Origin of the sequence: Frankia torreyi (assembly GCF_000948395.1) — a bacterium.
GTDB lineage: Bacteria > Actinomycetota > Actinomycetes > Frankiales > Frankiaceae > Frankia > Frankia torreyi.
This window is the reverse complement of the sequence record NZ_JYFN01000009.1, coordinates 32,873-55,459: the sequence shown is the minus strand read 5'-3', so window position 1 is coordinate 55,459 and position 22,587 is coordinate 32,873. Positions and strand designations below refer to the sequence as shown.

The 22,587-nt window shown below is 75.5% G+C and carries 12 protein-coding genes and 1 pseudogene; 6 read left to right on the top strand and 7 right to left on the bottom strand.

Annotation, left to right across the window (positions count from 1 at the left end; genetic code table 11):
* Window positions 1-116: 116 nt before the first annotated feature.
* Entirely contained in the window at window positions 117-2,522 is a 2,406-nt protein-coding gene (locus tag FF36_RS07970) for a hypothetical protein (protein ID WP_242418126.1), read from the bottom strand.
* Between the two features lie 247 nt (window positions 2,523-2,769).
* Window positions 2,770-6,093 (bottom strand): helicase HerA domain-containing protein, encoded by a 3,324-nt coding sequence (locus tag FF36_RS07965; RefSeq protein ID WP_044884345.1) that lies wholly within the window; start codon window positions 6,091-6,093, stop codon window positions 2,770-2,772.
* A gap of 790 nt (window positions 6,094-6,883) precedes the next feature.
* Here FF36_RS07965 and FF36_RS07960 point away from each other — a divergent pair.
* Entirely contained in the window at window positions 6,884-7,660 is a 777-nt protein-coding gene (locus tag FF36_RS07960; protein WP_052681010.1) for a L,D-transpeptidase family protein, read from the top strand.
* A gap of 52 nt (window positions 7,661-7,712) precedes the next feature.
* Here the strand turns inward: FF36_RS07960 and gnd are convergent, their stop codons facing one another.
* Complete coding sequence (gnd, locus tag FF36_RS07955) at window positions 7,713-8,738, bottom strand: phosphogluconate dehydrogenase (NAD(+)-dependent, decarboxylating) (RefSeq protein WP_044884343.1); 1,026 nt, start codon at window positions 8,736-8,738, stop codon at window positions 7,713-7,715.
* Window positions 8,739-9,048: 310 nt separating this feature from the next.
* Here gnd and FF36_RS07950 point away from each other — a divergent pair, with 310 nt between their 5' ends.
* Window positions 9,049-10,578 carry a dihydrolipoyl dehydrogenase family protein gene (locus tag FF36_RS07950; protein ID WP_044884342.1) on the top strand — a complete coding sequence of 510 codons (1,530 nt, stop codon included), beginning with the start codon at window positions 9,049-9,051 and terminating at the stop codon, window positions 10,576-10,578.
* Between the two features lie 51 nt (window positions 10,579-10,629).
* On the opposite strand, the gene FF36_RS35870 is transcribed toward FF36_RS07950, so the two are convergent.
* Window positions 10,630-10,773 (bottom strand): GPGG-motif small membrane protein, encoded by a 144-nt coding sequence (locus tag FF36_RS35870; RefSeq protein WP_165699166.1) that lies wholly within the window; start codon window positions 10,771-10,773, stop codon window positions 10,630-10,632.
* Between the two features lie 38 nt (window positions 10,774-10,811).
* Window positions 10,812-12,590 (bottom strand): glycerol-3-phosphate dehydrogenase/oxidase, encoded by a 1,779-nt coding sequence (locus FF36_RS07945; RefSeq protein ID WP_044884341.1) that lies wholly within the window; start codon window positions 12,588-12,590, stop codon window positions 10,812-10,814.
* A 286-nt stretch (window positions 12,591-12,876) separates the two neighbouring features.
* Here FF36_RS07945 and FF36_RS07940 point away from each other — a divergent pair, with 286 nt between their 5' ends.
* From FF36_RS07940 to FF36_RS40345, 3 genes and pseudogenes are all read left to right on the top strand, one after another.
* Window positions 12,877-14,055 (top strand): acyl-CoA dehydrogenase family protein, encoded by a 1,179-nt coding sequence (locus tag FF36_RS07940; protein ID WP_044884340.1) that lies wholly within the window; start codon window positions 12,877-12,879, stop codon window positions 14,053-14,055.
* A gap of 83 nt (window positions 14,056-14,138) precedes the next feature.
* A complete protein-coding gene (locus tag FF36_RS07935; protein ID WP_044884339.1) occupies window positions 14,139-15,341 on the top strand; it encodes an acyl-CoA dehydrogenase family protein in 1,203 nt (400 codons plus the stop codon).
* Between the two features lie 191 nt (window positions 15,342-15,532).
* Window positions 15,533-16,672: pseudogene (locus tag FF36_RS40345) on the top strand (sensor histidine kinase); the annotation flags it as partial.
* A gap of 1,450 nt (window positions 16,673-18,122) precedes the next feature.
* Here the strand turns inward: FF36_RS40345 and FF36_RS32515 are convergent.
* Both FF36_RS32515 and FF36_RS07925 read right to left on the bottom strand, forming a co-directional pair.
* The gene (locus FF36_RS32515) at window positions 18,123-19,805 is read right to left on the bottom strand and encodes a glycerol-3-phosphate dehydrogenase/oxidase (RefSeq protein WP_082121758.1); all 1,683 of its coding nucleotides are present in this window, start codon (window positions 19,803-19,805) and stop codon (window positions 18,123-18,125) included.
* Window positions 19,802-20,611: a TetR/AcrR family transcriptional regulator gene (locus FF36_RS07925; protein ID WP_236705654.1), complete on the bottom strand. Its 810-nt coding sequence runs from the start codon at window positions 20,609-20,611 to the stop codon at window positions 19,802-19,804. The genes FF36_RS32515 and FF36_RS07925 overlap by 4 nt, the downstream gene beginning before the upstream one ends.
* Before the next feature lie 98 nt (window positions 20,612-20,709).
* Between FF36_RS07925 and FF36_RS07920 the strand changes: the two genes are divergently transcribed.
* The gene (locus FF36_RS07920; RefSeq protein ID WP_044884337.1) at window positions 20,710-22,428 is read left to right on the top strand and encodes an FAD-binding oxidoreductase; all 1,719 of its coding nucleotides are present in this window, start codon (window positions 20,710-20,712) and stop codon (window positions 22,426-22,428) included.
* Window positions 22,429-22,587 lie beyond the last annotated feature (159 nt).

Genomic DNA, 22,587 nt, shown 5'->3' with positions numbered 1-22,587 from the left:
TGTTCTTCCGTTGGGCCAGCATCTTTTTTTGGTTGTGGATAACTGCGTGCCGTGTTCGCCGGCCACGCAGTGTTCGCCGGTTGGACGGGGCGCGCCGGTTGGACGGTGCGCGCCGGTCACGCCGGGTTCGGCGGCTGCCCGCTGAGGCGGCGCCGGCCCCTGCGCGGCGGCCTCCCCTCCTCGCGTGGCCGCCCGTCGGCCGGGGAGTCCTCCACGGGCCGCCCGGAGCCCCCGGCCTGCGGGCCCGGGCCCGACGCCGGCTGCACTCCGGTCGGCACCCAGCCGCCGGCCACCCGGCCGGGGCCGGGGACGGGGCCGGCAGGGTGGCCGGGCCGTGGCGGCGGTGGGGCCAGCCGGTAGGCCAGCTCCTCCGCGGCCACGGCGAGGCTCGGGTAGGCGTCGGGCGCCGCGGTGCCGATCGGACGCGGTCGGGCCCCATCCCGCCGGCCCGCCGCCCCACCGACCGGGAGCTGCGCCGACGGTGCGGGAGGCTCGGCGAGGGGGGTGGCGCCCGGCGCCCGGGGTGCCGCCTGCGCCCCCGCGGCCCCGGCGGCACCCCGGGCCGCCGACCAGCGGTCCACCGGCGAGACCCGGGGCAGCAGCACGGTGCCGGGGTTACAGTCGCCCGAGATCACCCGACCCGGCCCGTCGACCGGGCTGACCAGCAGGAAGGCGGTGGTCGGCAGGGTCTGCACGGTGGTGGGCTCAATGAGGAACTCATACACCCGCTGGGTGGTGCTGCCGTCGTTCGTCGAGTCGCTGACCGAGGTGTTCGTCGTGCGCTGCCAGGTCTGCGAGCGTGACGTCGTCACGGATTCCTGCCAGCCGGTGTTCGTGGAGGTGTTCTGCAGCCAGGGCAGCAGGCGGGTGCGGTCGTAGGTCCGACTCGACCCGCCGCTGGTGCCGGTGGTGTCGGAGGTGCCGTCGGAGTAGCCGACGCTGTCGCTGTCGCCCGTCGTGAAGCTCCGCCCGACCTGCGTGGTCACCTGGGACATGACGAACCTGTGACCGCGGCCGATGAACTCCGCCGCGGTTGTCGCGTCCTTGCCGTTGCCGAGCCGCATGATGATCGTCGATCCGCCCTGGCTGCCCAGGACCCGCTCGGCGTCGTCGGCGAGCCGTTCGAAGAGCAGCACGAGGCGTACCCCGGCGATCTCGGCGTGCCGGGCGAGGCCGCCCAGCACGGGTCGGCCGAGATGGTCCGCTCCGGCGACGACCAGCATGTCCCGCCCGGCGGCGGGGGCGAGCTCGCGGCGACGAAGCTGGTGGAGGACCGCCTGGATGACCAGCCGGTCGGCGAGCTCCTTGTGATGCGTCGACGACGTGCGGCTGGAGGTCGCCATCACCCGCAGCCCCTGGACGGGCCACCATGTCGCCAGCCGCCGCAGGCCGCCGGCGCCCGGCCCGCCGGCGATCGCCGCCCGTTGCGCGGCCACGGCCGAGGCGTCCGGCGGGCAGAGGGCCTCCAGCGAGGAACGCAGGTAACGCAGCTCGTCGGGGATCCGCTCGCCGCGGCCGAAGGCGTTCATCCGGCCGACGAGCGCACCGGCCTCGGCCGTCGACAACGCCGCGGCCGCCGTGCCGTCGTCGAGACCCTCCAGCACGCGCAGGCCCTCGGCGAGCCGGCGGAAGGTCAGCCGCTCGCCGAGGACCTGACCGACCGTGCTCACCAGGTCGGCGTGCAGCGCCCGGCGGTGATGGTCCTGATCGCCCTCGCGGGTCGGGCCGAAGGCGTCCGCCACGAGCTCGCCGGTCTCCCGCGGGCCGAGCCCGTCGAGCAGCGCGACCTCGTCGAGCTGGCGGGGCAGGTCCCAGGACTCGACGGGCCAGCGGGCCTGCCCGGCCAGCCGCGCCAACCCGCCGCCGACCGTCCGCTCGCTCAGGTCCACCAGCAGGATGCCGGTGCCGCCGGTGAGCACCGAGCAGCCGGCGGTGGCCAACAGGCTGGCCCAGCCGTTGCCGTCGCCGCCGAAGACGTCGACCCGCGGGGTCGCGGCCGGCGTCACGATGGGGAAGAAGCTGCTGGCGGCCTCCCGGCGCCGCTCGTCGGCCCGGATGTGCGCGTCGATCTCGGCCCGCCAGGACACCACCGCCTGCTCGTGGGCGGCGCGGGCGGTCGCCGTCGCCGTCGCCGTCCGGCGCCGGGCGCGCACCAGCCGCCGGTGGCGCACCAGCGGGGGCAGGCCGGCGAGCAGCGCGAGGACCAACCCGGCCGGCACGAAGAACAGCCCGCCCTCGGACGCCAGCAGCACCCCGAAGACGACGAAGGCCGCGGGTACCGGCAGCCGTTTCCACAGCGACCGCAGCGACCGGTCCCGCCGGGCGGCCAGCTCGGTCAGGTCGGGCAGCGCCGGTGGCGTCCAGACGGGGCGTTCGTCGGCGAGCGGGCTCGGCGTCGGCGGGCCGCCGTCGACGAACTCCCACCCCCAGCGTTCCCGAGGGACGAACAGTCCCTGGATGAGCTGGGCCTCCGCCGCCGTCAGGGCTGCGCCTCCCATCGTGACCCCCGCCAGTCGCGTCACGGCAGGACCTGGCCCGCCAGCCTGTGCATCGCCCGGCCCACCGCGCCGCCGTTGCTGGCGAGCACGCCCCGTGGCGAGACCAAATCCCTCCGTCTCCAGTATGGCGTCGAGTGTCCGTTCTGTCGCGTTCTGACGCCCGCGACCGCGGCCGCCGTTCCGTCACCCTGTTCGACGTGGCCGGGAGCCAACGCCACCAGCGTGCCGGTCCCGGCGGGGAACTTCCCCGACTCCTCACCGGGCAACGCTCTCACCGGCCGGCCGCGGCCGACTCCGGCGCCTCGGGTCCGGCCAGCGGGCCGCCCGTGCCCGTCTCGACGAGGTTGGCGATCTGGTCGACCAGGTCCGCCAGGCCAGGCCCGGTGCAGGCGTGCTCCAGCGCGATCCCGACGGCCCCGGCAGCCGTCCCGCCGGCGAGCTCCCGCACCGCGTCGACCAGCCCGCTCGCCGTCACGTCGCCGACGCTGACCTGGTCCTCGCCGCCCGTGTAGATCGGGCTGGCGCGCAGCCAGGCGAGCTGCTCGCCGATCGTGCCGCCGGCGACGGCCAGGCCGCGGTCGTGCCAGGACGAGGTGAGCGGGTGGGGGCCCGCGTCCGGACCCTGCCGGCGCACGGCCTCGCCGAGCGCCAGCCGGACGTCCTGCCAGCGGTAGACGCCCGCGGTGAACCGCCGGGAGTCCACCGGCGCGTCGGCGGGCGGCCCGACCAGCAACCGGCGCAGCGTGGCGCGCAGCGCGGCGGCGAAGTCGTCCGGATCGACGGACGGGCGCAGCAGCCGGGCTCGGGCGTCGGTGGCCCGGTCGGTGGCGTGCGCGAGCAGGCAGTCGAGCCGCCGCGGCGGCTGCGCGGCCAGCATCGCGCGCAGCGCTGGCGAGGGGGCGAACGGCGCGAGGCCCAGCACGTGGGCGAAGCCCATCACCTGGTGGGCCGCGACCGCCTCGACCCAGAGCACCAGCCGGGCGTCGTGGGCGGCCAGCGCCGCCGTCTCGGTCTCCTCCAGGGTGCAGGCCCGCCCGAGGGCGCACGCCGCGCCGCAGTGCAGGCTGCGCCGGCCGGCCAGCGGAACCCGGTCGTAGCGGGCGAGATGCGGGGACTCCCGTGCGTCACCGGCGACCATCCGGGCCAGCACCGGACGGTCCATGCCGTCCACGCTGACGGCGGCCACCCCGGCGGGCAGCGCCACGACGGCCTCGGACTGCTCCGGGCGCAGGTTCATCGTGGCGCCGACGGCCTCCCGGTCGTCAGCGGCCGGCAGGCGATGCATCACCTTCAGCGCGGTGTTCTTGATGACGTCGGGCAGGATCTTCGCCGGGATCTGCTCCACGACGACGAGGCCCTCGCCGTAGGCGCGGATCTCGGCGAGCAGGGAGGCGAACAGCTCCACCGCGGCCGCGGCCGGCCCGTCGGTGACGTTCTTGAGCAGCCGGTGCGCCTCCTCGACGACGAGGACGTGCCGTAGCCCGCCGGCGCCGGCGGCCCCGAACCGGACCCGCAGGTGCTCCACGATGCGGATGAGAACCGCCCCGAGCAGGAACGCCTTGTCCTGGTCGCTGGTGATGTCCTCGAGCTCGATGACGACGTTGCGGGTCAGCAGGGCGCCGATGTCGATGGGATGGCCACCCTCGAAGAACCGTCCCGGGCTGCCCTCCCGCAGGCTGCCGATGCGCACGTCGACGAACCCGCGGACGTCGGCGGTGACCTCCGCCCCGTAGCCGATGTTCTCCACCACCCTGGCGGCGGTTCGCTGCAGGTCGCCGAGGGTCGGGTAGCGCCGCCGCGCCTCGACCGGCGCGTCCGCGTCCGGCCCGCGGACGCGGAACCGCGGCCGGTGCGGCGGCTCGGGCCGGTCGAGCACCAGGTTCCAGCCCAGATCCCGGTAGCAGACGGTGAGTGCCCGGGCCAGGACCTGGGGGAACGGCTCATGCGCCTCGAACGCGGCGAGGAACAGCGCGCGGACCAGGTCGAGGTGGCTCTGCAAGGGGAAGCCGGCCTCCGGCTCCAACGGGTTCAGTGACGCCGGCGCCGCGTCAAGCCGGCCAGGCCGGATGACAAGCACCTCACCGGGCCGCACGGCATCCCCGACGCTCCCCGCGCCGAGCCCGCCCGCGCCGAGCCCGCCCGCGCAGTCGGCTCCCGCGTCCCCGCCCTCCGGCGGTCCGGTGAGCGGTCCGGTGAGGTCGGCCAGCCGACCCGCCATCCGCGCGTACTCCGCCTTCGCCGGCTCCAGCACCAGCCACGGCACCGGCGCCGGGGCGCGCGCCAGCGACTCCAGCAGCGACCGCACGGTCTGCGACTTCCCGGAGCCGGTGGCGCCGCAGACGAACGCATGTCGGTTGAGCGTGGACCGGGGGACGGCGAGCGTGCCGGCCGGCGACCAGCCGGCGTCGAGGACGTCGCCGAGCCGCACCGCCCCGGGGGCGCCGCGGGGATCCGCGGGCCCGTTGCCGTCCGGGCCCTCCGGCGTCACGTCGAACGTGTGCGGGGTGATGAGCGTGATGCCAGGAAGTTCCCGGCCGGGCGGGCGGGCCAGCGCCGCGAGCAGCTCGGCGCCGGCCCGGAACGGGCTGCGCTCCGCCCCGTCCGCGGGATCCGCCGGCCGCGGCGCCCGGACACCGGCGAACGACGTCGCGGGGCCCAACGGGCGCAGCGTGTAGGGCAGCTCGTCGAGATCGCTGGAGCTGCACAGCAGCGCCGCCAGAGAGAACGCGCCGGCCCTGCTGGCCCCGCCGACGAGGATCTCGACGTCCCACATCCCGCTGGCCGCGGCGCGGCCAAGCTCCCGGTGGCGGCGCTCGGCCCGTTCCAGGTCGAGCCGGGCGTCCTGGTCGTGCTCGCGCAGGCGCAGCGCGGGGATGCTGCGGGCGAGGGCGTCGCGTTCCTCGGTGAGGCGACGCGGCGCAACCGGCCAGGCCAGCACCAGCCAAGCGAACGGGCCGACGAGGTGGGCGGCGTAGTCGTCGAACGAGCCGCGCCGCGCGCCGGCCGGGGGTTGGTTGCCGCCCTCCCCGCCTGGTCCGGGCGCCCACAGCGCGTCCGGGGCGCCACCGCAGCGCAGCCAGTACGGGAAACGGGCGAGGTCGTCGAGGACGGCGCCGGGCGCCAGCGCGACGGCCGTCGATCCGGGCGGGTAGAGCAGCGGGGCCGGTCCGGCCGCCCGCGGCGCCGACGCGGGCCGGGGCCGGCCGGGGCGGGGCGGCCCGGGAAAGGGCGGGAGCGCCGGCAGCCCTCCGCCCTCGGAATCCGGCCACCCGCCGCCCGGTGGCGGGGACGTCGGGCCCGGTGGGATGGTCGGGGGCGGCGGGGCGGCCGCGGCCTCGGCCTCGGCCGCAGGGATGGTGCCCGGGGGGAAGTAGGGCCGGCCGCCGGCGAGGAAGCGGATGTGGGACTCGCCCGGCCCGCGCAGCCAGGCGACAGCGACGCCCGGCGCGGCCGGGCCGGCGTCGAGCGAGGTCAGCTCGGCGTGCGCACCCACGAGCGCGGCGAACAGCGCGGGCGGGACGGGGTCGGGACGGTCGGTCCCCTCCGGGCGCCGCGGGGTGGCCAGGATGCGGTGGAACTGGAAGCCGTCGAGCACGGTCGTCGGGCCTGATTCGGTGGGGGCCCGAGCGGTGACGGGCCGGGTCGGTGGCGGCCGATTGCGGTGCGGTGAGCGCACTGCGGTGCGGTGTGCGCATGCGGTGCGGTGTGCACGCTTTGTCGCCGCAGATTGACCAGAACGTACCGCAATCGACTCCATGCATCTCGCGCCGTGGGTGCCGGCGACAGGCGTAACCCGGTCGGGCGTGATCCCACCCTCGTCGCGGCCGCGGGGGCGCTGGATGGGCCGGGGTCGGCAGCCGACCGTGCGTTCGTCCTCGCCGGACCTCGCCTGGTTCCGTGCCGACGGCGGGCCGCCGAGCAATCGATCCGCAGCGGCAATCTGTCACCCTCCGCACGGCAAAAAATCCTGATCGTGCTGATCGGCGGGTCTTTCCGGTGCTCTGCGGGCGTTCCGGGCAGGTTCGGAACCGCCCTGTGGGGGAGGTGATGAGGAGTGCGCCGCGGACGATGATGATCCGCCCGGGGAGGCATTCCTCAATGTCACCCAGCGTTCGGATGCTGTGACCGCATGGCACGGGCATCGCGCTGGGGTATCCCACCGAAGAGCGGGAGGCGATCCGTATCGTCGTGACCGGTGCGCCGTGGTCGCACCCCGGTGGCGCGGGCGCGGTCGCCGCCGGGAGCGTCGGCCCTCGACAGCGCGACGCCGCCCCGCCCGCGGCGTCGTCCCGGAGGCCGCAGACATGGCCGATCACCGCAACAGACCTCGCCGCGCGGGCGCCGCGCGGGGCCGGTCGGTCGCCGTCGGTGTCGCGGCTGCCGGCGTGACTCTGGTCGTGGGCGCCGCGAGCGCCGTCCACTTCAGCGGTCCCGGCTCGGAGCGGGACCCGAGGCCGTCGGCATCGGTCGGCGCAGCCTCGGCCGGGTCGGCCCCATCGGCGGCGGGCGCGGAGCGGGTGCGGCCGAACCGGGTCGTGGGCGCGGACGGCACGGCCGGGGCCTCGGGCGCTGTGCCTGGCATCGGGGCGGTGATGTCGGCGAAGATTCCCCGGGACGCCCTCCAGGTGATCGTCGCGAGCGGCGCCGACCGGGATACGAACACCAACAACGTGACGCTGTGGCAGCGCGCGAACCCGGACGCCCCCTGGGAGCCGTTCGGTGCCCCGCTGACCGGGCGCAACGGCGCCAACGGGTGGACCTTCACCCACCACGAGGGCGACCTGCGCAGCCCCATCGGGGTGTTCAGCCTGACGGCGGCCGGCGGCCGGTTGCCGGATCCGGGTACCGGCATGCCCTACGAGTACCGGCCGGCGTTCTACCGGACGGCGGCGCCGCAGGGGCAGCCGATGGCCGACGCGTTCAACTACGTCGTCGCCATCGACTACAACCGGCTGCCCGGGCGTCCCCCGTCGGACCCGACCCGGCCGCTGGGCGACCAGGTCGGCGGCGACATCTGGCTGCACGTCGACCACAGGTCGCCGACCCGGGGCTGCGTCGCCGTCGAGCAGGACGCGCTGACGTCCATCCTGCGCTGGCTGAAGCCCACCGCCCATCCCATGATCGTCATGGGTGACGTGGGTGATCTCGGCGCCGACATCTGACCCGCCCGAGCCACCGACCCGCCCGAGCCGCCGACCTGAAGGCCGGCCGAGCTCAGCCGGCCTTCGGGGCGTGCTGCTCCGCGTGGCCGCCGAACTGCTTGCGCATCGCGGAGAGCAGCTTGTCCGCGAACAGGCTCTCGCCACGGGAGCTGAACCGCTCGTACAGGGAGGCGGTCAGCACGTGCGCGGGCACGCCCTCCTCCACCGCGGCGAGCACCGTCCAGCGGCCCTCACCCGAGTCGGAGACCCGGCCGCTGAACTCGGCGAGTTCGGGGTCCTCCTGCAGGGCGGCGGCGGTGAGGTCGAGCAGCCAGGAGCTGACGACGCTGCCCCGCCGCCAGACCTCCGCGATCGCGGCGGTGTCGAAGTCGTACTGGTAGAACTGCGGGTCGCCCAGCGGGGCCGTCTCGGCGTTGTGCTCCAGGGCCTCCCGGCCGATGTTCGCCTTGTCGAGGATGGCGAGACCCTCGGCGAACGCGGCCATCATCCCGTACTCGATGCCGTTGTGGACCATCTTGACGAAGTGCCCGGCGCCGTTCGGCCCGCAGTACAGGTAGCCCTTCTCGGCCTGCACCGGCTCGCCGTCGCGGCCGGGGGTGCGGGGGATGGCGCCGACGCCGGGGGCGATCGTCTCGAACAACGGCTCCAGCCGGGCCACGGCCTCCGGCTCGCCGCCGATCATCAGGCAGTAGCCGCGTTCCAGGCCGAACACGCCGCCAGAGGTGCCGACGTCGACGTAGTGGATGCCCTTGGTGGCAAGCTCCTTCGCCTTGTGGATGTCGTCGCGGTAGTACGAGTTGCCGCCGTCGATGATGACGTCGTCCGGTGCGAAGTGCTCGGCGACCGCGTCGACGGTCTGCCCGGTCAGCCCGGCCGGCACCATGATCCAGGCGGTCCGCGGGGGACGCAGCGCCGCGGCGAACTCGGCGAGCGTGCCCGCCCCCGTGGCGCCCTCGGCCTCCAGGGCCTTGATGGCCTCGGCGTTCACGTCGTAGACCACGCACTCGTGGCCGTCGCGGATCAGCCGGCGAACCAGGTTGGCGCCCATCCGGCCGAGGCCCACCATCCCGAGCTGCATCTTGTCTCCCCGCTCGTTTCGTCACGGCGGCCCGGTGCGGGCGGCTACGCGCGCACCGGGCCCTGCTTCGCGCTACGACGCCATTGTTCCCTTGACACCCCGCGTCTCCCGGTCACGGGCGGCGCGCCGTCCGTTCGGGCCGGGTGCTTCTCGTCACCGTTCCCGCGCGTACGGTACGACCGGGCCGTCCCCCGCCATGCTGCCGGCGGCAGATGACGGTTCGGGGTCGAGAAAGCAGCGGATCCCTTACCACCGCCCGGCCAGCCCCCCGGCTGCGGTGATCTGGCGGCGACGGTGGGGAGGCACGGGCATGGCCCCGGACACACAGGCGGACACACGGGCACAGGGCGCCCGGGCACAGGGCGCGCAGGTGGATGTGATCGTGATCGGCGCGGGCCCCGCCGGAGAGAACGTCGCCGGCCGGTGCGCCGACGCGGGGCTCGCCGTGACGATCGTCGAACGGGAGCTCGTCGGCGGCGAGTGCAGCTACTGGGGCTGCATCCCGAGCAAGACCCTCATCCGGCCGGGGGAGGTGCTCGCCGCGGCGCGCCGAGTGCCCGGCGCCGCGGCGGCGGTCACCGGCGCGCTGGACCCCGCGGCGGTGTTCACGCGCCGCGACCGGCTGGTCGGCGGCTTCTCGGACGACTCCCAGGTGCCGTGGCTGACCGACAAGGGCGTGACGCTCGTTCGTGGAACCGGCCGGCTGACCGGCCGGCCCCGCCACGTCGAGGTCACCGCCGCCGACGGCGACCGCCGGGTGCTGATCGCGTCGCGGGCGGTGGTCGTGGCCACCGGCAGCCGGGCGACGGTCCCGCCGATCCCGGGTCTCGCCGAGGCCGACCCCTGGGACAACCGTTCCGCGACCGCCGCCCGCTCGGTGCCGCGCCGCCTCGTGGTACTCGGCGGCGGCGCCGTCGGCGCGGAGCTCGCCCAGGCGTTCCGCCGGCTCGGCAGCGCCGAGGTCACGCTCGTCGAGGGCTCGCCGCGGCTGCTCGCCCGGGAGGAGGAGTTCGCCGGGGAGCAGGTACGCGCGGCGTTCGAGGCGGACGGCATCACGGTGCGCCTCGGCACCCGGGCCGTCGAGGTGCGTCGCAGCCGCCCCGACTCCGCGACCCCGCGCGGCCCGGTGACCGTCACCCTCGCCGACGCGGCGGGGCCGGACGCCAGGGGCGACGACGCCAGGGGCGACGACGCCGGGGGCGAGGCCGTCGTGGCGGACGAGATCCTGGTGGCGGTCGGACGCACCCCGGCGACCGGCGACCTGGGCCTGGCCGCCGTCGGGCTGCCGCCCGGGAAGTTCATCGAGGTCGACGACCGTCTCCTGGCGGTCGGGGTGGACGGCGGCTGGCTGTACGCGGTCGGCGACGTCTGCGGCCGCGCCCTGCTCACCCACATGGGCAAGTACCAGGCGCGGATCGTCGCCGACGTCATCACCGGCCGCCGGGACGCCGCGGGCGAGCCTGCCCGTGACGTGGCGGACGGCCTCGCCATCCCACGGGTGACCTTCACCGATCCCCAGGTCAGTGCGGTCGGGCTGACCGAGCGGGCCGCGCGGGAGGCGGGCCTGGCGGTCCGGGCGGTCAGCGTCGCGACCGGTGGGGTGGCCGGGGCGTCGGTGCGCGGCGAAGGGATCACCGGCACTTCGAAGATCGTCGTCGACGAGTCCCGGCGGGTCCTGGTGGGCGCGACGTTCACCGGCCCGGACACCCAGGAGATGGTCCACGCGGCGACGATCGCGATCGTCGCCGCGGTGCCCGTCGAGCGGCTGTGGCACGCGGTGCCCTCGTTTCCGACGGTGAGCGAGGTGTGGCTCCGCCTGCTGGAGGAATACGGCCTGTAATCCCGTCTTTCGCCCGGCCTTCATTCTCGGCAAAGGGCGGAACCACGGGCGTCAACTGAACACCGAAACACCGCCCGGGCCGATGAGCAGGCCGACGACGATGAGCACGATGCCGTAGATGAGACCCCCGCGGACGATCGTGACAACCCCCGCGATGACGAAGATCGCCGCGATGATCCAGAGAATGGTGTCCATGGAGGCGTCGTTCCTCGCGCCGGCCTACTAAAACCCGTTCAGCCGGCGGCCGGGGCGGGGGTGCGGCGTTCGGCCCGACCCAGGCGCACGTCGGGCGCGCCGAGTCGGGCCGCGTCCGCGGTGGCGTCGTCGGCCTGCCGCTGCGAGGCCCGTTCGGCCTGCACCCGGGCCAGGTAGTGCTCGACCTCGCGGTCGCGGGCGGTGGCGTCCCAGCCGAGCGTGGGGGCGATGAGCTCGGCGACGTGGCGGGCCGCCTCCACCCCGCGGTCGGGGGTCTCGATCGAGATGCGGGTCCGCCGGGTCAGCACGTCCTCCAGGTGCAGCGCCCCCTCGTGGGTGACCGCGTACACCGCCTCGGCGGCCAGGTAGGTCGACGCCCCGGGCAGCGGCCGGGAGAGCTCCGCGCGGGACGCGGCGAGCTCCAGCACCTCCTCCGCGAGGGTGCCGTAGCGGTGCAGCAGGTGTTCGATCCACCCGACGTGCAGCCCGGCGCGCCGGGCGAGGCTCTCCCGGGCGTTCCACAGGGCGGGGAAGCCGTCGGCCCCGAGCAGCGGGATCTTCTCCGTGCACGACGCCGGCACCGCCCGGTTCATCCCGCTCACCGCCGCGTCGACCGCGTCGGCGGCCATCACCCGGTAGGTCGTGTACTTGCCGCCGGCGACCATCGTCAGGCCCGGCACGGGGGTGACGACGGCGTGCTCGCGGGAGAGCTGCGAGGTGTCCTCGGACTCGCCGGCCAGCAGCGGCCGCAGGCCCGCGTACACGCCGATGATGTCGTCCGCGGTCAGCGGGGTGCGCAGCACCCGGTTGACGGTGGTGAGCAGGTAGTCGATGTCGGCGCTGCTCGCCGCCGGGTGGGCGAGATCGAGGTTCCAGTCGGTGTCGGTGGTGCCGATGATCCAGTGGCTGCCCCAGGGGATGACGAACAGCACGCTCTTCTCGGTGCGCAGGATCAGCCCCGTCTCGCCGTGGATGCGGTCGCGGGGGACGACGATGTGCACCCCCTTCGACGCCCGGACCGACAGCCGCCCCCGCCCGCCCACCATCGACTGGATCTCGTCGGTCCACACCCCGGCGGCGTTGATGGTCTGCCGGGCGCGCAGCGCGATCTCGTCGCCGGACTCCAGGTCGAGCACCGTGACGCCGGCGACCCGGTCGCCCTCCCGGAGCAGGCCGGTGACCCGTGCGCTGGTCGCGAGGAGCGCCCCGTAGCGCACCGCGGTCCGCGCCACGAACAGGGTGTGCCGGGCGTCGTCGACCTGGCCGTCCCAGTACTGGATGGCGCCGACGAGGGCGTCGGAGCGCAGGGACGGAAAGACCCGCAGCGCCGCCTTGCGGCTCAGATGCCGGTGGTGGGGCATGGTCCCGTCGCCGCCCGGCGCGATGCGGGCCAGGCCCTGGCCGAGGGTGTCGTACAGCAGCACGCCGCTGCCGATGTAGGCGCGTTCCCAGCCGTGGTGGGTCAGCGGCAGCAGGAACGGGACGCTGTGGACGAGGTGCGGGGCGAGGGTGTCCAGCATGAGGGATCGTTCCCGCAGGGCCTCGCGGACCAGCGGGGCGTTGAGCTGTTCGAGGTAGCGAAGCCCTCCGTGGATCAGCTTGCTGGAGCGGCTGGAGGTGCCGGCGGCGAGGTCGCGGGCCTCGACGAGGGCCACCGACAGTCCGCGGGTGGCGGCGTCCAGCGCGACTCCCGCGCCGGTCACCCCACCGCCGATCACGGCGACGTCCATCATCTCGGTGCGCATCCTGCGCAGCGCCTCGGCGCGGCGGGCAGGATCGAGGCCCGCGGTCGGCGCTGCGTGCCTGGTCGGCGTCATGGGCGGCTGTCCTCCTTCGGGCGGGCGGGTCCCGGTTCAGGTGGGCGGGTCCGGGTTCAGGTGGGCGGGTCCGGGCGGTGCCGCGGCGACCGCATCCCCATCGTGCCGGCTGGCGGTGACCGGCGCCTGTGCGCGGGTGAACGGCGGGCGTCCGGCGGGGGGCGCCGAGGCGTCGCCGGGGTCGGCGGGGTCGGCGACCGGCACACCACGCGGTTATCGAGTACTACGGTCTGGACTGAGCCCGGCTCCCGTGGCGGGCACACGCCGACAAGATGGGTTAGACCACGTGGATCTGAGCTATCCCCCGGAGGCGGAGGAGTTCCGCGCCGAGCTGCGCGCCTGGCTGACCGCGAACATCCCCGCCGCCTGGACCGAACCCGGCTTCTGGGCCACCGTCGGCGAGGACGAGGCGTTCGACCTGCGCCGGGACTGGGAGCGGCGCAAGGCGCTGGCCGGGTTCGCCGGGATCGACTGGCCGGTCGAGTACGGCGGGCGCGGCGGCACCCCCGCGATGCGGGCGATCCACGACTCCGAGCTGGTGCGCGCCCGCGCCCCCCGTTCGGTGAACAGCCTCGGCCTGGTCTTCCTCGCCCCGACCGTCATGGCGGTGGGCACCCCGGAGCAGAAGGCCGACATCATCGGGCCGATGCTGCGCAACGAGGTCATCTGGTGTCAGGGCTTCTCGGAGCCGGACGCGGGGTCCGACCTCGCCGCCCTGCGCACCCGCGGGGTGCTCGACGGTGACGAGTTCGTCGTCAACGGCCAGAAGGTGTGGACGACGTTCGCCGGCCGTGGCGACCGGATCTTCACGATGGTCCGCACGGAGCCCGGCAGCAGCCGTCATCGCGGCCTGTCGCTGCTGCTCATCGACATGCACGCCCCCGGGGTCGAGGTGCGTCCGATCCGTCAGATGAGCGGGGTCAGCGAGTTCGGCGAGGTCTTCCTCACCGACGTGCGGGTGCCGGCGTCGCAGTGCCTGGGCGGGATCGGCAACGGCTGGGCGACCGCGATGCTGCTGCTGTCGTTCGAGCGCGGCGCGGCCGGGATCAGCCAGTACACCGCCTATCGGCAGGCCTACGACGAGATCGTGCGGGTGGCGCGGGCGCTGGGCCGTGCCGGCGACCCGGTGCTGCGCCAGGAGCTCGCCCGGCGCCGGGTCGAGCTGGAGTGCCTGCACTACCAGGCGATGCACGTGCTCACCGAGGTCGAGCAGGGCCGCGATCTGGGAGCGTCGTCGTCGGTGACGAAGCTGCAGTGGTCGCAGGCCTACCAGGGCCTGTTCGAGACGTTCGACGAGTTGCTCGGCGCCGACGTCGCCCTGCTGCGGCCCACCGCGGACCTCGACCTGACCGCGCTGCGCCAGGAGAGCTTCTGGACCCGCTCGGTCACGATCTGGGGAGGATCGTCGCAGGTACAGCGCACGATCGTCGCCGAACGCGTGCTGGGCCTGCCCCGAGGGTCGTAGGCTGCCCGCCCCGCCCTCGCCCGCCCCGCCCTCGCCCGCCCCGCCCTCGCCCGCCCCGCCCGGCCCTCAGGAGAACCGCGCCTGTGTACTTCGCCCTCACCGACGAGCAGCGTGCCCTCGCCGAGACCGTCCGCGCCTTCCTGGCTGACCGCTTCGACCTTCGGGCGGTGCGGGCGGTCGTCGACGACGAGCGGGGCGACGGCCATCCCGCCGACCTGTGGCGCGCGATCGGGGAGCAGGGCTGGCTGTCGGTGTGCGTGCCGCCGGAGCACGGCGGCCTCGGTCTCGGCCTCCTCGACGCCCAGGTGATCGCGCGGGAGTTCGGCGCCGGGGTGGTCCCCGGACCGTGGGCGACGACCGTGCTGGCCGGGGCGGCCGTCCGGCGGGTCGGCTCGCCCGAGCAGGCCGCGGCCGTGCTCGGGCCGCTCGGCGCGGGCGAGCTCGTCGCCACCGTGGCGCTGCGTGGCCCGGGTGGGCGCTTCGGCCGCAGCGGGATCGCCGTGCGCGCCGACGCCGCGGGCCGGCTCGACGGCGCCGCCTCCGGCGTCGAGTACGCCCACGTGGCCGACGTCATCGTGGTCGCGGCCACCGAGCCGGTCGCGGCCACCGAGCCGGCCACCGAGCCGGCCACCGAGCCGGCCACCGAGCCGGTCGCGGTGCCGACGGGTGGCGGTTCCGGCCGTGGCGATGGCGGCGTGGGTCTGTACCTGCTGGAACGCGGGGGCGACGGCGTGCGGATCGAACGGCAGGCGAGCATCGACGGCACCACCCGGCTCGCCGCGTTGACGTTGACCGGGGCGCCGGCCGTCCGCCTGCCGGGCTCGGACGCCGCGGCGCTGGCGGACCTGCTGCGCCGCGGCGCGGTGCTGGCCGCCGCGGACCTCGCCGGCGTCGCCCGGGCGGCGCTGACCCGCACCGTCGCCTACGACACCGAGCGGGTCCAGTTCGGCCGGCCGGTCGGGTCGTTCCAGGCGCTGGCCCACCATCTCGCCGACCTGCACGTCGCCGTGACCATGGCCGAGCATGCCGTGCTGTACGCGGCGCACGCCCTCGACGAGGGCCGGCCGGACGCCGACCTCGCCGTCGCCGTGGCGAAGAGCAAGGCGAACCAGGCCGCCGGCGACGCCACCGCCGCGATGGTCCAGTACCACGGCGGGATCGGCTATACCTGGGAGCACGACACCCATTTCTTCTACAAGCGCGCGAAACGCCTCGTCGCCGCCTTCGGCGACAGCCGCCAGCACCTGGAACACCTCGCCCGGCTCACCGTCGACACCGTGGGGTGAGCGGTGCTTCTCCCATCGGGCGTCTCGCGAAGGCCGGGATCCGCGAAGGCCGGGGCCGCGGAAGCCAGGGCGGCGGAAGCCGGGAATAGCGAAATTCCGATTGCGGGCCGCCCCGCGACCCCCGATACCACGCGCGGGATACCTGCCCCTTGGGCAGGGGGCGACGGCCTTATCGTCCACACTTGTGCGACATGAACGGACGCTCGGTGCAGGCGCTGTCCACAGTGATGCTTCGCTGCACCGCCCGGCTGCGGCTCGCCCAGGTGGGCTACCTGCTGGTCTTCGTCGCCGCCTGGGCCGGCTGGTACCGCGCGCACCCGGCGGCGCTGGCCGGCCCGGTCGTCGTACTGGCGTGGGGTGTGCTGTTCGTCGTGCACCTGCGCCGTCGCCCGCGCCGGGCCATGGCGGTCGCCGACGTGGCCTTGGCGGCCCTTGTCGCGCTGGCCACGGGCTGGCTGACGCCTGACGCGTCGCGGGGCGACCCCGCCTCGTTTGCCTTCGTCGGCCTGCTCACCGCCGTGGTGGCGGCGGCGTTCGCCCTGCCGGCCCGGAAGTTCGCCGTGGCCACGGCGGTGCTGGCGGTCGCCCAGCTCGCCGGCGCCGCCCACCATCGGCCCCAGGTGTTCGCCGCGACGGCGATCCTCCTCGTTGTCGGCGCCCTGCTGCATCACGCCGCCGGGCGGCTGCGTCGGGTCGCGGTCGAGGCCGACCGGCAGCACCGCGACGTGACCGCCCGGCGGCGCCGGCAGCTCGTCGCCGAGGGGCGCGAGCAGGACTCCCGTGAGCAGGAGCGGCTCCTGCACGACACGATCCTCAACACGCTCACCGGCCTGGGCATGAGCGAGGACCAGCCGGCCGCCGACCTGCGCCGGCAGTGCGCGGACAGCGTGCGCGTGGTCGAGGAGCACCTGGCCAGCCGGCCGGACGCGGGTCCCACCCTCAGTGAACGCATCAACCAGGCCGTCGGCAGCGCGCGCGGCGCCGGTCTACGGGTCGTGCTGGAGGCCGACGCGCCGGGAGACGGGCCGGAGCCGGCGGGCGAGTGGGTGCCCGACGAGGTCGGCGCCGCCATCGCCGCCGCGATGGGCGAGGCGTTGCGCAACGTCCGATCCCACGCCGGCACCGGCGACGCCCGGGTCCTCGCCCAGGTCGGCCCCGGCCGGCTGGAGGTGTCCGTCATCGACCGGGGACGCGGGTTCCGGACGGCGGAGCTGGCCGCGGACAGCCGCCGTCTCGGGTTGCGGCACTCGGTCTCCGCCCGGATGGCGGCCGTGGGTGGCTCCGCCGACATCTGGTCCGAACCCGGGCAGGGCACCCGGATCACGCTGCGGTGGGAGCTGCCGCAGCCGGTCGCCGCGGAAACGGCGTGCGCCGACCGGCTGGAGGAGCAGTTCGCCGCGGCGGCGCGCCGGGCGTTCGCCCTCGCGGTGGTCGTGGGCTGGCTCGCCGCGCTCATCCCGGTCATCGTGCACCGGGACCAGGCCCGGTCGATGCCGGCCGGCGTGGCGATCTGGCTGACGACGGCCGTGGTCATCGGGCTGACGGCCCGGGTCGTCGCCCGCCGGCCGCTGGTCCGCCGCGAGTCGGCCGCCGTGCTGCTGGTGGCCGTCGCCTCGGCGGTCGCCGGCGCGGTCAACACGGTGGAACCTCCCGGTGAACTGGTCGTGAGCTGGGGCACCACCATGATCAACCCGCTGCTCGTGGCGCTGGCGGTGCTGTCCCGGCCGCCGCGGGAGCGCTACGCTGCCGCCGGGTTCGCGACGGTGGCCATGGTCGGCATCGTCATCGGCCTCGGCCTCGGCTGCAGATACGACCCGCTGGTCCTCGCCAGGCTGGCCGCCGCGGTGTACGCGCAGTGGATCATGCAGGTGCTGGTCACCATGTTCGGGCCGGTCCTGCGGGCCAGCGCGCAGGAGCGGGCGCGGGCCGACGACCTGGAGGCCGACCTGACCAGCCGGCGGGTGCTGGACCGCACCGTCCGCCGGGACCGGCGTCGGCGGCTCGACGAGCTGGACGCGCGGTTCCTGCCGCTGCTGCGCGACATCGCCGCCGGTCGGATCGATCCAGGCCGGCCGGAGGTGCGTGCCCTGTGCATGGCGCGTGCCCGGGCGCTGCGTCGGGATCTCGGCGGTGCCGGCCTCGCTGCGCTGCGTGACCTGGCCGGTACGATCGAACAGGCCGAGGCGCGGGGCATCGCCGTCACCGTCCAGACGGACGGCGACCTGCTGATGCTGCCCGAGCCGGTGCGCCGGGAGTTCCTTGCCCGGGTCTCGGCGGTGCTGGCCGCCGTCCGGGAGGGGCCCGTGGTGCTCACCGGCTACCTCGGCACCGCGCAGGCGAGCGTCTACCTCACCTATCCGGCCCGCCGTGCCCCGGCCCCGCCTGTCCTGCCGGCCCCGCCTGTCCTGCCAGTGCAGGGAGCGGCAGCGGCTGACGCGCGGGTTGTCGGGCGGCTCGAAGGGCGGCGGGCCGGGGTGCCGGCGACGCCAGGACGACCCGTTCTCGCCGGGCCGACCCTGGCCGAGTTCGGCCGGGCGAGCGAGTTCGGCCCCGGCGGCTCGGGGCTGGTCCGCGCCGGCGGGACGATCGGCGAGGGCGTCGCCTGCATCGAGATGCACTGGTCCGCGACCATCGAGGCCGGCCCTGCCGATCCGGCCGGCCCCGCCAGTCCGGCCGGCCCCGCCGGCCCGGACGACCAGGCGACGGCTGCCTCCGAGCGGATCGGCTCTTCTGGCGGGTCCGGCCCAGTGGAGGGCCTCGGTGAACCCGGTGGGGAGACGGTCAGCGTGTCATCGCATGGTCGAACAGCCGGGTGGCGGCGGCGAGCGCCGCGCGCCGCTCGGCGGGAACGAGGCCGATCCGCGAACGGCGGTCCAGCAGGTCCGCCGGATCGAGCGCTCCCTCATGGCACACCGCGAACAGCAGCTCCGCCCCCGTGACCGGCACCCCATCGACGATCGGCGCGAGCAGTCCAGGGTCGTCGTCGGCGACCGCGAGCACCCGCGGCGCCTCCGTGCCGTACCGCTCAACCAGCCGGCGCGGTGCCGCGACCGCGGCGAGCACCGATCGCGGTGCGGCGCCGACGAGCCCGAGCCGCCGGGTCCGGCAGGGGCCGGCGGGCAGCTCGCCGGCTGTGATGGCCGCGTCCACGGCATCGGCGGCCATCCGCCGGTAGGTCGTGAGCTTCCCGCCGACGACGGTGACCAGACCGCCCGGATCGGTGCGGACGAGATGGCGCCGGGACAGGTCCGCGGTGCGCCCCGGGTGGGCGATGTCGGGTCGGGGAGAGCCGCCGGGTCGGGGGTGGTCGTCGGGTCGAGGGTGGTCGTCGGGCCGGGGGTGGTCGTCGAGAAGGGGGCGCAGCCCGGCGAACGCGCCGAGCAGGTCGGCGCGGTCCAGGGGCGCGGCGAGCACGGTCGACACGACGTCGACGAGCTCGGCGATCTCGCTGTCGTCGGGCTCGGGGACGTCGGTGATCCGATCGACCGGGACGTCGGTCAGTCCGACATAGACCCGGCCGTCACCCTGCGGGAGCACCAGCGCGAACCGGTTGTGCTCACCCGGCATCGGCACGGACAGCGCCCCGCGGGCTCCCGCCAGGGCGTCCGAGCGCAGTACCAGGTGCGTGCCGCGGCTTGGTCGCAGCCGGATGCCGGGCGTCAGGGCCGGGGCCCAGACGCCGGTGGCGTTCACGACAGTCCGGGCGCGCAGCCGGATCTCGTCCCCGGTGCGCTGGTCGCGGGCGGTCACCTCGAAGCCGCGGTGCCGGGCGGCCGCCGGTGCGCCGCCGCCCGCCGCGCCGGGCCCGTCGATGTGTTCGACCCGAAGGCGGGTGAGGATTCGGGCGCCGTGGCCGGCGGCGGTGCGGGCCAGGGCGACGACGAGCCGCGCGTCGTCGACGAGCTGGCCGTCCCAGTACACCAGGCCGCCGCGCAGCCCGGTCTCCCGCAGCGCGGGGGCGAGGCCGAGGGTCTCCACCGCCGTCAGCCGGCGCGGCCTCGGCAGCACGGTGTGCGGGGTGCCGGCAGCGCGGCGCAGCACATCGCCGATCCGCAGCCCGGTGTGCACCAGCGCGGCCGCCGAGCGGGACACCTGTGGTGTCAGCGGGGTCACGATCGGCAGTGCCCGGACGAGGTGGGGCGCGGTGTGCCGCATCAGGATGTCGCGCTCCACCGCGCTCTCCCATGCCACCGCGACGTCGCCGCCGGCGAGATAACGCAGCCCGCCGTGGACGAGCTTGGAGCTCCACCGGCTGGTGCCGAAGGCGAGGTCGTGGGCCTCGGCGAGCGCAACCGACAGGCCGCGCGACGCGGCGTCCAGGGCGACCCCGGCGCCGGTGACGCCGCCGCCGACCACCAGCACGTCGACCGGATCGCCGTCGACGGTGGCGGCCAGTTCCCGGTCGCGCCGCCGCGCGTTGAGGGAGGTGTTCCCCGGCGGGGCCGGCCAGCCGGCACCCGTCAAGGCGTCGCGCCCCGGGTCGGCCCGCCGACGCTTGCGGCGCGCACGGGTGGCGTACCTGCGGCGTCGGGAGCGAGGTAGCCGCGCAGCAGGCGCCGCAGCTCGGTCGCCAGCGTCGCGGCCGACACCGGCCCGGCGAGGGCGCCCGCAGACAGCACGAACGACTGCACGACGAGCAGCACCATGACCGCCAGCGCCGCCGGGTCCACCGGGCGCACCGTGCCGTTCCGCGCGGCGGCGTCGAGCTGCCCGGCCAGCAGGTCGATGATCATCTGCTGGGTGGCGCCGCGCCGCTCGGTCAGGTACGGCAGCAGCAGCTCCGGGTCGGTCTCGATGATCCGCAGGTAGATCGGGTTCGTCCGGAACGCCTCCACGGTCGCGATGACGTGGTCGACGAGGTCGTCCAGGTCGCCGCCGGACCGATCGGAGGCAGTCGGCCGCGTCGCCGCCGTGACCACCCGTGTCCACTCCCGGGTCATCACGTCGCCGACCAGCGAGCGCAGGTCCGGCCAGCGCCGGTAGAGGGTCATCCGGCTCACCCCGGCACGGCGGGCGACCTCGGTCAGCGTGGTGCGGCGGACCCCGACCGCCAGCAGCGACGCCTTCGCCGCGTCGAGGACGGCGTCCTCGCCGGACCAGCGGACCGGACGACCCGGGGCCACGGCGGTGTCGGGTCGCCGGTCGGTGCCGGGGTGCCGGTCGGTGGCGGGGTGCCGGTCGGTGTCGAGCATCGTGCGGCCACCCTCCTGGTCGACTGCCGCGATCGTGCACCGGGCGTCGCGGGGGCGCACCCGCTGCGGCTGTGCCATCGTGGAGTCGGGGTCTTGTGACAGTGTTACTTCGACTGTCACACTGTCTCGCGTCGAAGTCCAGTGAGCCGGATCGAGCAGGCGAACCGAGGTGGGCGATGACAAGCACCGACGAAGCGCGCAGGATCGGCTCGACCGAACCCGTCTGGTGGGGCTGGGGGCCCGCGTCCGCGCACGAGCCACTGCCCGACGAGGTTCGTGAGCTGCTGGCCCGATTGGGCATCCCGGCGCGGCCCACCGCGCCGGTCCCGCTCGACGAGGTGCGCCTGCCGCCGGCCCGGCTGCCCGCGGCGGTCCGGGACGCGCTGGCGACGATCGTCGGCTCGGGCCACGTCCATATGCACGACGAGGCGCGCATCCGCCACTGCCGCGGGAGGTCCACGACCGACCTGCTGCGCCTGCGCGCCGGCGACGCCTGGGCCGCGCCCGACGCGATCGTGCTGCCTGCGGACCACGACGAGGTGCTCGCGGTGCTGCGGCTCGCGAGCCGGGAGCGCATCGTCGTCGTGCCGTTCGGTGGGGGCACCTCCGTCGTCGGCGGCCTCGAACCCGCCGGGCCCGCCGAACGGCCGGTGGTCGCCCTCGATCTGGCCAGGCTGGACGCGTTGGGCCGGGTGGACCGGGAGTCCGGCACCGCCGAGCTCGGCGCCGGGCTGCGCGGCCCGCGCGCCGAGGCGCTGCTCGCCGAGCACGGTCTGACCCTCGGGCACATCCCGCAGTCCTGGGAGTACGCCACCATCGGCGGCTTCGCCGCCACCCGGTCCAGCGGCCAGGCCTCCGCGGGCTACGGCCGCTTCGACGACCTGGTCGTCGGGCTGCGGGTGGCGACCCCGGTCGGCTCCTGGGAGCTCGGCCGGGCGCCGGCCTCGGCGGCCGGGCCGGACCTGCGCGAGCTGCTGCTCGGATCCGAGGGTGCCTTCGGCGTCATCACCCAGGTGGTGGCGCGGGTGCGGCCGTTGCCGGCGCGGCGGATCTTCGAGGGCTGGTCAGTGCCGGACTTCGCGACCGGGACGCGGCTGCTACGCACCCTCGCGGCGGGTGACCTGCGGCCCACCGTATGCCGCCTGTCGGACGAGACCGAGACCGTCGGCGGCCTCGCCCGTCCGCCGCGCCCGACCGGCCGGGCGGCAGCGACGGGTCCGGCGGCGGAGACGAGGCCTGCGGCGGAGACGGGTCCGGCGGCGGAGACGGGTCCGGTGGCAGTGACCGGGGCCGTCGCGGCGGACGGCCCCCCGGGCGGCTGCCACCTCGTCACCGGGTACGAGGGGTCCGGGCCGGCGGTCGAGCGTCACACCGCCGAGGTCGCGGGGGTGCTGCTGGCCGGTGGCGCGCGGCGGCTGGATGCCGCGGCCGGCCCCGACTGGGAACGGGGTCGGTTCCGGGCGCCCTATCTGCGCGATGCCCTGCTCGATCTGGGGATCTTCGCCGAGACGCTGGAGACCGCCGGGTTCTGGGCCACCCTGCCGGCGCTCTATGCGGGCGTGCGCGAGGCGCTGATCGGCTCGCTCGGCGCGGCGGGGCTGTCGCCGGTGGTGATGTGCCATATCTCCCACCTGTACGAGACCGGGGCCTCGCTCTACTTCACCGTGGTGTGCGCGCAGGGTGCGGACCCGATCGGGAGCTGGCGGGCGGCGAAGGCGGCGGCCGGCAATGCGATCGTCGCCGCGGGCGGCACGATCACCCATCACCACGCCGTCGGCACCGAGCACCGCCCCTGGCTCGGCGCCGAGATCGGCGGCCTCGGCGTCGACGTGCTGCGCGCGGTGAAGCGCACCCTCGACCCCGCCGGAATTCTCAACCCGGGGATCCTCGTCTGACCGCGGCCGCGCGGCCCGCCGGCTCGCCCGGCCGCCGGCCTGTGGACAGGCTCTCCTGTCTGTCCGGAGGCTCTCCTACCTGTCCGGAGGCTCCCCTGCTTGTCCGGAGGCCGCACCGTCCGACTAAACCCTCCGGGCCCTCCGGCTAAGCAGCGGGGC